This is a genomic window from Herbaspirillum chlorophenolicum, assembly GCF_001189955.1.
GTDB classification, from domain to species: Bacteria; Pseudomonadota; Gammaproteobacteria; order Burkholderiales; family Burkholderiaceae_D; genus Herbaspirillum; species Herbaspirillum chlorophenolicum.
The window spans coordinates 51,632-64,164 of record NZ_LFLT01000020.1 but is presented as its reverse complement, the minus strand read 5'-3'; the positions used below and the strand labels follow the sequence as shown (position 1 = coordinate 64,164).

The window sequence follows — 12,533 nt, the reverse complement described above, 5'->3', positions numbered from 1 at the left end:
GCTTGCGGGCGAGCGTCTCCGGCGACCAGCCTAAGAGGTGGCGCGTTCGTCTGCACTATCTTCGTAGTGTTTTGTTGAATCTTCCTGAGTGTAGTAGCCAGCACCAACTTCGCCGCCGTGTTCCCGGCGGTCGAAATGTTAGCGTTAACATGGGGCGCGATGATAACGCTAACATTTCAAGCTGGTCAAACACTTGTTGTGCTGCGCTGCGGCACAACGGCATCTTCGGCACAGCATGAAAATTGGCTGCGGGAAAGGATTCCCGATCGCCGCCCGGGGGCCCGTCGCGGTATGATGTCGGCCACATCGACGATCCCACCGCCATGAGCAAGCGCGCAGCACAAGACAGCAAATCCGTTCCTCTCCCCCTTCCGAAAGGCAGCCGGGCCACCGGCCGCGTGACCATCACCGATGTCGCGGCCGAGGCCGGCGTCAGTTCGATGACGGTGTCGCGCGCCTTGAAGATGCCGGAGCTGGTGCAGGAACAGTCGCGCGAGCGCATCTTTGCCGCCATCGAGAAGCTGGGCTATGTGCCCAACCAGGCCGCCGCCACGCTGGCCTCGGCGCGCTCGCAGGTCATCGGGGTGCTGGTGCCGTCGCTGACCAATGCCGTCTTCATCGAAACGCTCTCCGGCATCCGCGACTACCTGGCCGAAGCCGGCTATCAGTTCCTGATCGGCGAAACCGGCTATGCGCGCGACAAGGAAGCGCAACTGATCTCGACCTACCTGGCGCATGCGCCGGCCGGCTTCCTGCTCTCCAGCAGCGAACAGCACGAGATCCTGCAAAGCCGCCCGGCCAGCCGCGCCATTCCCGCCGTGCGCATGTTCGACCTGGGGCGCAGCAACGACGAATACTCGGTCGGCTTCTCGCAGACCAAGGCCGGTTATGCAGTGGCCCGCCACCTGGCCGAACGCGGCTACCAGCGCCCTGCCTTCATTGCGGCCCAACTCGACCCGCGCATGATGAAGCGCCGCGAAGGCTTCCGCAAAGGCTTGCAGGAAGCCGGCATCGATCCCGCCGTGGAAGTGCTGCTGCCGCTGCCGACCACGGTGGACATGGGTGCGCAGCTTTTGCGCCGGGTCCTGGAGGTGCGTCCCGATTGCGACGCCGTGTTCTGCTGCAACGACGACCTGGCCCTGGGGGCATTGTTCGAATGCCAGCGCCAGGGCATTGCGGTGCCCGGACAGTTGGCCATCGCCGGTTTCAACGACCTCTCCTGGGCGGCCTGCGCCACCCCCTCCATCACCACCGTCATCACGCCGCGCTACGACATCGGCTACAAGTCGGCCGAAATGCTGATCCGCCAACTCAAAGGCGAAGACATCCCCAAAGGACGGCTCGACCTCGGCTTCGAACTGGCGGTCCGCGAGAGTACCTGAGCACGCCTGTTTTTGCATCGCAACAGCACGCTGGCCCCATCAAATCCATCCCGATTGGCCCTGCCCTCGCCATGGCGGAAATGCTATTCTGCGCCCGCCATGCTCGACAGTGGACGACAGGCGGATACGGCACATGCGTGGATGAAAGCGGCATCAATAATCCAGCGCTTGTCAGAGAAATCCTATAGACAGGCCCAAGGCAGCCTCTACAATCATTGGGTGCCGCCGTCTGCCAGACTGCTGCCATCGATGGCGGTACACAGAACACAAGAATGTTCTAAAACAATAACCCTCTCGACAAGTCCAGATATCAGGAGATCCACATGCAAAAGTTCACCGGACTTTGCAAGCCAGCCGCATTGGCTTTGCTGCCCCTCTGTACCTCGCTGGCGTTCATGCCGGCTTCCGCGCAGACGCCCCCGCCCTCGGCGCCAGTCATCAAATACGACCTCACCTACGACATCATCAGCCCGGTCGAGGCCAAGAACGGCATGGTCGCCACCGAGCAGGGACTGGCCACCAAGGTCGGCGTGGATATCCTGAAGAAGGGCGGCAACGCAGTCGACGCCGGCGTGGCGGTCGGCTTTGCGCTGGCAGTGGTGCTGCCTAATGCGGGCAACATCGGCGGCGGCGGTTTCATGATGATCCACGATGCCAAGACCGGCAAAAACGTGGCGCTGGACTTCCGCGAAATGGCGCCGCAACGCGCCACCCGCAACATGTACCTCGACGACAAGGGCAACGTGGTGCCCGGCCGTTCGCTGTATACCCACCTGGCTGTTGGCGTGCCCGGCACGGTCGCGGGCCTGACCCATGCGCTGTCCAAGTACGGCACCATGAAGCTGTCGCAGGTGATGCAGCCGGCCATCGAGCTGGCTGAAAAGGGTTATCCGGTCAGCCCGAGCCTGGCCTTGATCCTGGCCGCCGAGCGCGAGCATCTGGGCCAGTGGGAGTCGAGCAAGGCCATCTTCTTCAAGGACGGCCGTCCGCTGCAGGCCGGCGAGAAGCTGGTGCAGAAGGACCTGGCCAAGTCGATGCGGCTGATCGCCAAGCAAGGGCCATCGGCCTTCTATGAAGGCGCCATTGCCAAAAAGATCGTGGCCGAGATGGACAAGCACGGCGGCCTGATTTCCGCCGACGACCTGAAGAACTACAAGGTGGTGGAACGTGTGCCGGTCACCGGCAATTACCGCGGCTACCAGGTGATGTCGATGCCGCCGCCGAGCTCGGGCGGGGTGCACATCATCCAGATGATGAATATCCTGGAACGCTATCCGCTCAAGGAATACGGCGCCGACAGCGCGCAGTCCATCCACCTGATGGCCGAGGCCATGAAGCTGGCCTACGCCGACCGTTCCGAATACCTGGGCGATCCGGACTTCACCAAGGTGCCGGTCAAGGGCCTGACCTCGCGCGCCTACGCGGATGAGTTGGCCAAGAAGATCAACCCGGACCGCGCCACCCCGTCGTCCGAGATCAAGCCGGGCCAGCCGCAGCCGTATGAAAGCGACCAGACCACGCATTTCTCGGTAGCCGACAAGGAAGGCAACCTGGTGGCGACCACCTACACGCTGAACCTGAACTTCGGCAGCGGCATCGTGGCGACCGGCACCGGCATCACCTTGAACAACGAGATGGATGACTTCTCCGCCAAGCCCGGCGTACCCAACGCCTTCGGCCTGGTCGGCGGCGATGCCAACGCGGTCGGCCCGTACAAGCGTCCGCTGTCGTCGATGTCGCCCACTTTCGTGCTCAAGGACGGCAAGCCCTTCCTGGTCACCGGCAGCCCGGGCGGCAGCCGCATCATCACCACCACGCTGCAGACCATCCTCAACGTGATCGACTACGACATGAACGTGGCCGAAGCCACCATCACGCCGCGCATCCACCACCAGTGGGCGCCGGACCAGTTGCGCGTGGAAAAGGGCTTGTCTGCCGATACCCTGAAGATCCTGCAGGACAAGGGCCAGAAAATCAGCGTCCAGCCATCGATGGGCCGCACCCAGACCATCCAGATCAAGCCGGACGGCTTCTATGGTTTCTCCGATCCGCGCAATCCGGATGGGCGTACCTTCGGGTTCTGATCCGCAAGCCTGATACGGACCTGCGGGCGCTGCCCGCAAAAAAAAATGCCGCGACGTTCAATACGTCGCGGCATTTTTCATTGTGCGGCGGGCTTGCAGGAATTTACTCCCGCGCGTCCAGCAGCTTGGGATTGATCTTGACCAGCACGATCTTCGGCCCCGACATGCGCTTGATCACCACGTCGAACGCCGGGAACTCGATGCGCTGGCCTTCCTTGGGCAGGTCGCCCAGCTTCTCCATCACCAGGCCGCCGACCGAGTCGATGCTGTCGTCGTATTCGATATCGATGCCCAGCATGTTCTCCAGCGTGACGATCGGCAGGCTGCCCTTGCCCAGCAAGGTGCCGTCGTCCTGGCGCGTCCACTCGCCGGTGTTGTGGCGGAACTCGTCGCGGATCTCGCCCACCAGCAGGCTCAGCATGTTATCGAGCGTGATAAAGCCCTGCGGCGGCTGGCCCTTCTTGCCGATGATGGCGAAGTGCGGCGAACCGGTGCGGAAGCGCCGCAGCAGGTCCAGCGCGGGCAATGCCGGCGAGATGTACTGCACCGGGCGCAGGTAGGCCTTCAGGTCAGCGATGGCGCGCCCGTCCTGCTGCGCCAGGAAGACATCCTTCAAGTGCACCAGCCCCAGCACCTGCTGGCGCTCGGCATCGAAATACGGGTAACGCGAGAAGCGGTTGCGATAGATGATCTCGAGGTTCTCTTCCAGCGTCATGTCTTCGCCCAGGCCCACGATCTCGCTGGCCGGGCGCATGATGTCCGCCACATCCAGTTCGGCGAAGTTCAGGCTCTGCGCCAGCACGTTCCATTCGTCGCGGGTGAACTTGCCGTTCTTGCCGCTCTTGTTGCCGGCGCGCAGGATCAGCTTCAGCTCGTCGGACGAGTAATGCGCATCATGGCCGTGGGTGCCACCCAGGCCGGCCACGCGCAGCAGCCAATTGGAGCTGGCATTGAGCACCCAGATCAGCGGATACATGCCCCAATAGAAACCGTACAGCGGCAAGGCGCACCACAGGCCCAGCTTTTCAGGGCTGCGGATGGCCAGGGACTTGGGCGCCAGTTCACCGACCACGATGTGCAGGAAGGAGATGACGAAGAAGGCGAATACGAAGGAAACGCCGTGGATCAGTTCCTGGTTGGTCACGCCAGCCAGTGAGAACAGCGGTTCGAGGATGCGGGCGAAAGCCGGTTCACCGATCCAGCCCAGGCCCAGCGAGGCCAGGGTGATGCCCAATTGGCAGGCGGAGAGGTAAGCGTCCAGCTGGTTGTGGACCACGGCCAGGATGCGGCCGCGCAGACCTTGTGTTTTTGCGATGGCCCGGATGCGCGTTTGGCGCAACTTGACCAGACTGAATTCTGCTGCAACGAAAAAACCGTTCAACGCAACCAGGAAAAAGGCTGCGACGATCAGTAATATATTTTCCAACTAGGGTTCCTATAGGGCTTGTCGAGGGGCCCGGGTCAAAAAAATACCAACCCGGACTCCGTAATTTACCATGCGCCATGGGGCGAACCCGGAAGATTGCATTAAAGATAACTTTCAATCATCGCGTTGTGCGACCGCTGCCGGGATGAAGGGCAAGCTGCGGCCTCACCTCCGTCGTCCTGTCCTCCCCCGCTCACGGTAGCAAAAACTGCCCGGCTCAGAAGCCTTCCAGCACCACCTTGCCGCGCGCGCGGCCGGTTTCGATCAGTGCGTGGGCGCGGCGCAGGTTGTCGGCATTGATCTTGCCGAAATTCTCACCCAGCGTGGTCCGGATCACGCCCTCATCGATCAGCGACGATACGCGCTGCAGCAACTGGTGCTGCCTGATCATATCCGGCGTCTCGAACATCGAGCGGGTGAACATCAGTTCCCAGTGCAGGGAGATACTCTTGCGCTTGAGCGGCAAGGCATCCAGCGTGGCCGGGTCGTCGATCAGCGCGAACTGGCCCTGCGGCGCCAGCACCTCGACAATCTGCGCGTAATGCTGGCCGGTATGGGTCAGGCTGATGACGATGTCGACATTGGCCAGGCCGATCTTCTGCAACTGCTCCTGCAACGGCTGGCTATGGTCGATCACGTGATGCGCGCCCAGCTCGCCGACCCATTGTTGCGTTTCCTTGCGCGATGCGGTGCCGATCACGGTCAGGCGGGTCAGCTTGCGCGCCAGCTGGACCAGCATGGAACCGACGCCGCCGGCCGCGCCGATAATCAGCAAGCTCTTGCCGTCGCCGCCGTTCTCAGGCACGGCGAGACGGTCGAACAGCAGTTCCCAGGCAGTGATCGCCGTCAGCGGGATCGCCGCGGCGTCGGCATAGCCCAGGCTCCCCGGCTTGGCGCCGACGATACGCTCGTCCACCAGATGCAGCTCGCTGTTGGAACCGGGACGCGTGATGGAGCCGGCGTAGAACACCTCATCCCCGGCTTTGAACAGCGTTACCCCGGAACCCACGGCACGCACCACCCCGGCAGCGTCCCATCCCAACACGCGCGGCTCCTTGACCGGCGCGCCGGTACGGATCTTGGTGTCGACCGGGTTGACCGATACCGCCCTGACTTCGACCAGCAGGTCACGCGGGCCCGGCGTGGGCTGCGGCAAGTCGGTATCCACCAGTGAATTGGCATCGGTAATCGGCAAGCCGTGCTGCGTGTAGACTATCGCTTTCATGTCATTTCCTTTTCCTGAGGTAAAGTGATCTTCGGCGGGAAGCTACTGCCCCGGCAATACCGGAATACCTTCCACCATTGGAAGCCATATTAAGCAAGCGCCGGCGCGTCGACCATCCGCGTTTCCGATTAAGACTTTCACGCCAGATGTGAAAATGATCCGCTTAGAAGACCTCCAATTGTTTGTCCGCTCGGCCGCCCTGGGCAGCTTCTCCCAGGCCGCGCGCGAGGCCGACCTGCTGCCCGGCCAGGTGAGCGCCGCTATCGGCCGCCTGGAGCGCGACCTCGACATCCGCCTGTTCGCCCGCTCCACCCGCAGCCTGCGCCTGACGGAAGAAGGCGAACGCTACCTGCCCTATGCATTGGAAGCGCTGCAGACCTTGCGCGAAGGCCAGGATGGCCTGCGCGGCGACGACGCCGAGCTGTACGGCACGCTGCAGGTGGCCGCGCCGTCCGACCTCGGCCGCAACGTGCTGCTGGCCTGGCTATCGGAATTCCGCCGCGACAATCCGAGGCTGGATCTGCGCCTGCTGGTGTCGGACCAGGTGGCCGACGTGTTCCGCGCCCCGGTCGACATCGCCATCCGCTATGGCCGCATGGACGACGCCAGCTTCATCGCGCTGCCGCTGGCGCCCGACAACCGGCGCGTGCTGGTGGCCTCCCCCGACTACCTGCGCCGGCACGGCGCGCCGCAAACCTTGCAAGAGCTGATGCAGCACGACTGCCTGCAGTACCAGTTGCACAGCCGGGTCTACGATAAATGGTTCTTCCCGCTGGCCGATGGCCAGCAGACCGTGCAAGTGAAGGGGCCGCTGGTCGCCGACGACGGCGACGTGGTGCGGCGCTGGGCGATGGCCGGCGAAGGCATCGCCTACAAGTCCTGGCTGGATGTGGGCGCCGACGTGCGCGCCGGGCGCCTCGACATCATCCTGCCGCAGCAGCGCGGCCAGTCGGTGCCGCTGCACCTGGTATGCCCGCACCGGCGCCAGTATTCGCCGGCGGTACGCCAGTTGCAGGCGCTGCTGGCGTCACGCTGCACCGCCCTGCATGCCGACCTGGAACGGGAGCTGGCAACGCGGGCCTGAACCTGTCGCTCAGCCCGGCAAGTGGCGCTTGATCACCGCCGCCAGCTTGTCGAAGCTGGATGCTATCTCTGCGTTGGGCACGCTGGCATAGCCCAGCAGTAGCCCACGCCGCGCACTGCGCGCGTGCATGTAGTAACGCGACAGCGGCCGCACGATGATGCCCGCGCGCAGTGCTTCCTCGCAGATGGCGACATCGTCGCATTCCGGCGGCAAACCCAGCACCAGATGCAATCCCGCCTCGCCGCCGGTGATCGTCATCTTTTCACCGAAGTGGCGGTCGATCGACTGCTGCAGCAATTGCAAGCGCTCGGCATACAGCACACGCATCTTGCGGATGTGCGAGGCGAAATGCCCCTCCCCCATGAAGTCGGCCAGCGTGGCCTGCAGGAACACCTGGCCGTTGCGGTAAAGCTCGGCGATGCCGGTCGAGAAGGCTTTCGCCAGCGACTCCGGCACCACCAGGAAACCGATGCGCAAGCCCGGGAACATGATCTTGCTGAAGGTGCCCATGTAGAGCACGCGGTCGTGCGTGTCCATGCCTTGCAGCGACGCCAGCGGACGTCCGCCGTAGCGGAACTCGCTGTCGTAGTCGTCCTCGATGATCCATACCTTGTGCGCGGCGGCGTATTCCAGCAGCATGCGCCGCCGCGACAGGCTCATCACCATGCCCAGCGGATACTGGTGCGAAGGCGTGGTGCAGATGAAGCGCGGCGGCCGCCGCAGGTTGGCCAGGCGCATGCGCATGCCCTCCTGGTCGACCGTGATCGGCACCGACTGTATGCCCAGCGAATTGAGCACGCTGCGCGTCCCCCAGTAGCAAGGGTCCTCCACCCAGGCCGAATCGCCATGCTCGCCCAGCAGCTTGACCACGATGTCGATCGACTGGTGGATACCGGTCGTGATCAGCACCTGCGACGCATTGCAATTGACCGAGCGCGCCACCCGCAGATATTCGGCCACCGCCTCGCGCAGCGGTGCATAGCCGGCGCCCGGCCCATAGGTGAGCAAGTCCGAATTGGAGCGGCGCCAATGCTTGTTCTGCAGCCGGCTCCATACCTTGTGCGGCACGCAGGTCACGTCCGGCACGCCGGGCATGAAGGCGCCCCACTGCCGCTCCCCCACGCCGGCCTGGCGCGTGAGCATGGCGCCGCGCGCCGACAGTTCCGACTTGCCCGACGGATCGGTCAGCGGCTCGCTACGCTCGACCGTCTCGGGGATCTGGTCCGGCTCGGTATCGGCCACGAAGGTACCGGCACCGGTACGGCTTTCCAGGTAGCCCTCGGCCAGCAGTTGCTCGTAGGCGTAGGTCACGGTGTTGCGCGACATGCCAAGCTCGGCCGCGAGGTCGCGCGAGGACGGCAACTGCAATCCCGCCGGCAGCGTCTGCGCCAGGATGGCTTCGCGGATCAGCTGGTAAATCTGGCGATTGACGGGCATGCGAGGCGCGCGCGCGGCCGTTTTCGCTGCGGCGCTTCCATGAGCGGAGGTCTTTCCGGCCTTGGCTGGAGCGTTCTTTTGCGCCCCGCGTTCGATGCGCAGCAGCAGGTAATCGGAGAGCGAGGCGAGCTTCAATTGGCACCATCAAATATTTAAGATTGGATCTATATTACAGGTCCATTTCAGTTTTAGTATCGGTTCCGGAACAAGAATTTCATGCGCCGCCGAGGCGCCCTTTCACCGGAGCAAGCAATGAACAGCAAGGCCATCAGCAACCAGCAACTGCAGCAGCGCAAAAACGCCGCCACCCCGCGCGGCGTGGGTGTGATGTGCGACTTCTACGCCGAGCGCGCATCCAATTCCGAACTGTGGGATGTGGAGGGCCGCCGCTTCATCGACTTCGCCGCCGGCATCGCCGTGCTCAACACCGGCCACCGCCATCCGAAGCTGATGGATGCCATCCGCGCCCAGATGGAAAAATTCACCCATACCGCCTACCAGATCGTGCCGTATGCAAGCTATGTGGAGCTGGCCGAACGCATCAACGCCATCACCCCAGGCACCCACGCCAAGAAGACCGCGCTGTTCTCGACCGGCGCCGAAGCCGTGGAAAACGCCGTCAAGATCGCCCGCGCCCACACCGGCCGTCCCGCCATCATCGCCTTCGCCGGCGGCTTCCACGGCCGCACCATGATGGGCATGGCGCTGACCGGCAAGGTGGCGCCGTACAAGCTGGGCTTCGGCCCGTTCCCGGGCGAGGTATTCCATGCACCCTATCCGAATGCCCTGCACGGCATCAGCAGCGCCGACGCGCTGGATGCGGTGGCGAACCTGTTCAAGAGCGACGTCGACCCCAGGCGCGTGGCAGCCATCATCCTGGAACCGGTGCAAGGCGAAGGCGGCTTCTACGCCGCGCCGCCGGAGTTCATGCGCGGCCTGCGCGCGCTGTGCGACGAGTACGGCATCCTGCTGATCGCCGATGAAGTGCAGACCGGCTTCGCCCGTACCGGCAAACTGTTTGCGATGGAGCACTACGACGTGCTGCCCGACCTGATGACCATGGCCAAGAGCCTGGCCGGCGGCATGCCGCTGGCGGCCGTCTGCGGCCGCGCCGAGATCATGGATGCGCCCGCCCCCGGCGGCCTGGGCGGCACCTATGCCGGCAACCCGCTGGCGGTGGCCTCGGCGCTGGCGGTACTGGATGTGATTGCCGAGGAAAACCTGGTGGCGCGCGGCGCGCGCCTGGGCCAGAAACTGAAGGACCACCTGGGCGAACTGAAATCGGCCGTGCCGCAGATCGGCGAGGTGCGCGGCCTGGGCGCGATGGTGGCGGTGGAATTCACCCAGCCTGGCAGCCACAAGCCGGATGCCGAATACGCGAAGAAGGTGCAGCAGCACGCGCTGCAAAACGGCTTGCTGCTGCTGACCTGCGGCAGCTATGGCAACGTCATCCGCTTCTTGTTCCCGCTGACGATTCCCGATACCGTCATGGATGAAGCGCTGGATATCCTGTCGGCCGCGATACGGCTGGCCTGAGTTTTGCATCGCGCCTGACTTTTGCAGAGGGAGAACAACAATGAGTGCAAACGCATTGAGGCAGAGAGACATCGCGCCGCAGACCAGCGATGTGCTGGTGCAGTTCAGCGGCGTGAAAAAAACCTATGACGGCGAAAACCTGATCGTCAAGAGCCTGGACCTGGAGATCCACCGCGGTGAGTTCCTGACGCTGCTGGGCCCCTCGGGCTCGGGCAAGACCACTTGCCTGATGATGCTGGCCGGCTTCGAATTTCCCACCGGCGGCGAAATCCGCCTGGACGGCCAGTTGCTCAACCGTGTGCCGCCGCACAAGCGCAACATCGGCATGGTGTTCCAGAACTACGCGCTGTTCCCGCACATGACCATCGCCCAGAACGTGGCCTACCCGCTGTCGGTGCGCAAGATGAAACGCGCCGAGCGCGAAGCCAAGGTCAAGCAGGCGCTGGACATGGTGCAGATGGGCAAGTTCGGCGACCGTTACCCGACCCAGCTCTCCGGCGGCCAGCAGCAGCGCGTGGCACTGGCGCGCACGCTGGTGTTCGATCCGCAGCTGGTGCTGATGGACGAACCGCTGGGCGCGCTCGACAAGCAGTTGCGCGAACACATGCAGCTGGAGCTGAAGGCATTGCACAAGCGCCTGGGCGTGACCTTCGTCTACGTCACCCACGACCAGAGCGAAGCGCTCACCATGTCCGACCGCGTGGCGGTCTTCGACCAGGGGGTGATCCAGCAGTTGGCGCCGGTGACCGAGCTCTACGAATATCCCGAAAACCAGTTCGTGGCCAACTTCATCGGCGACAACAACCGCTTCAAGGGCGGCGTCGAATCGGTCACCGGCGAGCGCTGTACCCTGCGCCTGCCGGACGGCGCGCAGCTCGCCGGCCTGAACGTGCATCGCGCCCATGCCGGCCAGACGGTCACCGCCTGTGTACGGCCGGAGCGCATCCGCCTGCATGCGGGCGCGGCGCCGGAAAGCACCGGGTCCAATCACATCAGGGCGCGCATCGCCGGCCTGATCTATTTTGGCGACCACGTGCGCGTGCGCTGTACCGTGGCCGGCCAGGAGGACTGCTTCGTCAAGCTTTCGCTGTCCGACCCGGCGCTGGCCGGTCTGGCCGAAGGCGGCGAGGCAACGCTTGAGATCGCACCGCAGTACCTGCGCTGTTTTCTCTAAACGCAACACCGGCTTCAACCCTTGAAGGCAACAACAAGATTGCCGGCAGTTCCAAGTACAACTCCAACATCGCAACATAACCAACGAGGAACACATGAAACGCCTATCTCCTGCTCTGTTATCCCCACTCGCCCTGGGCATGCTGTTTTCCGTCGGCGCAGCTTCGGCCGCGGAACTGACCGTGGTCAACTTCGGCGGCGCCAACGCCAACGCGCAGAAGGTCGCCTACGTCGAACCCTTCCAGAAAAGCACCGGCACCAAGGTCGTGACCGCCGAATTCAACGGCGAACTGGCCAAGGTTAAGGCCATGGTGGAAGCGAAGAAAGTCAGCTGGGACGTGGTGGAAATCGATGGCGGCGACCTCAACCGCGCCTGTGACGACGGCCTGATCGAGAAGCTCGACCTGAGCAAAACCATCAAGAAGGATGACTACATCCCCGAAGCTACCGTCAGCGAATGCGGCATGGGCGCCTTCGTCTGGTCCACCGTGCTGGCCTACAACGCCGACAAGCTCAAGACGGCGCCGACCGGCTGGGCCGATTTCTGGGACGTCAAGAAATACCCCGGCAAGCGCGGCATGAAGAAGAGCGCCCAGTTCAACCTGGAGTTCGCGCTGATGGCCGATGGCGTGCCGACCAAGGACGTCTACAAGGTGCTGTCCGAGAAGGGCGGCGTGGACCGCGCCTTCAAGAAGCTGGACCAATTGAAGCCGTACATCCAGTGGTGGGATGCAGGCGCGCTGCCGGCGCAGTTCCTGGCCTCCGGCGACGTGGTGATGGCCAATGCCTTCAACGGCCGCATCGACGCTGCCCAGCGCGAAGGCAAGAACCTCAAGGTGGTCTGGGCCGGCAGCGTCTATACGCTGGACTACTGGGTGATCCCCAAGGGTTCGCCGAACAAGGCGCTGGGCGAGAAGTTCATCAGCTACGCCAGCCAGCCCGAAACCCAGAAGACCTATGCCAACAACATCGCCTACGGCCCGGTCAACAAGGGTGCATTGAAGCTGCTGGACGCCAAGACCCTGGGCAACCTGCCGACATCCACCGCCAACGCCAAGGACTCCATCCAGTTGAGCCTGCAGTTCTGGACCGACCATGGCGAGGAGCTGGAACAGCGCTTCTCCGCCTGGGTCGCGAAGTAATCAGCGCCTGACCCGGCGCCTGCATGCGGCCCTCGGCTGCGCGT

9 protein-coding genes are annotated in these 12,533 nt (G+C 63.7%); 6 read left to right on the top strand and 3 right to left on the bottom strand.

Annotated features, from left to right (window positions below):
- Window positions 1-323: 323 nt before the first annotated feature.
- The gene (gene gntR, locus AKL28_RS13710; protein ID WP_050468740.1) at window positions 324-1,382 is read left to right on the top strand and encodes an HTH-type transcriptional regulator GntR; all 1,059 of its coding nucleotides are present in this window, start codon (window positions 324-326) and stop codon (window positions 1,380-1,382) included.
- Between the two features lie 323 nt (window positions 1,383-1,705).
- Entirely contained in the window at window positions 1,706-3,466 is a 1,761-nt protein-coding gene (ggt, locus tag AKL28_RS13705; protein ID WP_050468713.1) for a gamma-glutamyltransferase, read from the top strand.
- Window positions 3,467-3,569: 103 nt separating this feature from the next.
- Here the strand turns inward: ggt and AKL28_RS13700 are convergent, their stop codons facing one another.
- Window positions 3,570-4,892 (bottom strand): hemolysin family protein, encoded by a 1,323-nt coding sequence (locus AKL28_RS13700; RefSeq protein ID WP_050468712.1) that lies wholly within the window; start codon window positions 4,890-4,892, stop codon window positions 3,570-3,572.
- Between the two features lie 217 nt (window positions 4,893-5,109).
- Window positions 5,110-6,117, bottom strand: coding sequence for a zinc-binding alcohol dehydrogenase family protein (locus tag AKL28_RS13695; protein WP_050468711.1), 1,008 nt, complete (start codon window positions 6,115-6,117; stop codon window positions 5,110-5,112).
- A gap of 154 nt (window positions 6,118-6,271) precedes the next feature.
- Here AKL28_RS13695 and AKL28_RS13690 point away from each other — a divergent pair, with 154 nt between their 5' ends.
- Window positions 6,272-7,201 carry a LysR family transcriptional regulator gene (locus tag AKL28_RS13690; protein WP_050468710.1) on the top strand — a complete coding sequence of 310 codons (930 nt, stop codon included), beginning with the start codon at window positions 6,272-6,274 and terminating at the stop codon, window positions 7,199-7,201.
- 9 nt (window positions 7,202-7,210) lie between these two features.
- Here the strand turns inward: AKL28_RS13690 and pdxR are convergent, their stop codons facing one another.
- Window positions 7,211-8,773, bottom strand: coding sequence for a MocR-like pyridoxine biosynthesis transcription factor PdxR (gene pdxR, locus AKL28_RS13685; protein WP_050468709.1), 1,563 nt, complete (start codon window positions 8,771-8,773; stop codon window positions 7,211-7,213).
- 117 nt (window positions 8,774-8,890) lie between these two features.
- On the opposite strand from pdxR, the gene gabT reads away from it, so the two are divergent.
- The 3 genes from gabT (at window position 8,891) to AKL28_RS13670 (ending at window position 12,489) form a co-directional block, all read left to right on the top strand.
- Window positions 8,891-10,174, top strand: coding sequence for a 4-aminobutyrate--2-oxoglutarate transaminase (gene gabT, locus AKL28_RS13680; RefSeq protein ID WP_231602427.1), 1,284 nt, complete (start codon window positions 8,891-8,893; stop codon window positions 10,172-10,174).
- 40 nt (window positions 10,175-10,214) lie between these two features.
- A complete protein-coding gene (locus AKL28_RS13675; protein WP_050468708.1) occupies window positions 10,215-11,348 on the top strand; it encodes an ABC transporter ATP-binding protein in 1,134 nt (377 codons plus the stop codon).
- Window positions 11,349-11,442: 94 nt separating this feature from the next.
- Entirely contained in the window at window positions 11,443-12,489 is a 1,047-nt protein-coding gene (locus tag AKL28_RS13670; protein WP_050468707.1) for an ABC transporter substrate-binding protein, read from the top strand.
- Window positions 12,490-12,533 lie beyond the last annotated feature (44 nt).

What these genes read in the sequence shown, in the direction of transcription:
- gabT (WP_231602427.1), top strand. Translation starts at nt 8,891, where the DNA reads ATGAACAGCAAGGCCATCAGCAACCAGCAACTGCAGCAGCGCAAAAAC.
- AKL28_RS13690 (WP_050468710.1), top strand. Translation starts at nt 6,272, where the DNA reads ATGATCCGCTTAGAAGACCTCCAATTGTTTGTCCGCTCGGCCGCCCTG.
- ggt (WP_050468713.1), top strand. Translation starts at nt 1,706, where the DNA reads ATGCAAAAGTTCACCGGACTTTGCAAGCCAGCCGCATTGGCTTTGCTG.
- gntR (WP_050468740.1), top strand. Translation starts at nt 324, where the DNA reads ATGAGCAAGCGCGCAGCACAAGACAGCAAATCCGTTCCTCTCCCCCTT.
- AKL28_RS13675 (WP_050468708.1), top strand. Translation starts at nt 10,215, where the DNA reads ATGAGTGCAAACGCATTGAGGCAGAGAGACATCGCGCCGCAGACCAGC.
- AKL28_RS13670 (WP_050468707.1), top strand. Translation starts at nt 11,443, where the DNA reads ATGAAACGCCTATCTCCTGCTCTGTTATCCCCACTCGCCCTGGGCATG.
- AKL28_RS13695 (WP_050468711.1), bottom strand. Translation starts at nt 6,117, where the DNA reads ATGAAAGCGATAGTCTACACGCAGCACGGCTTGCCGATTACCGATGCC.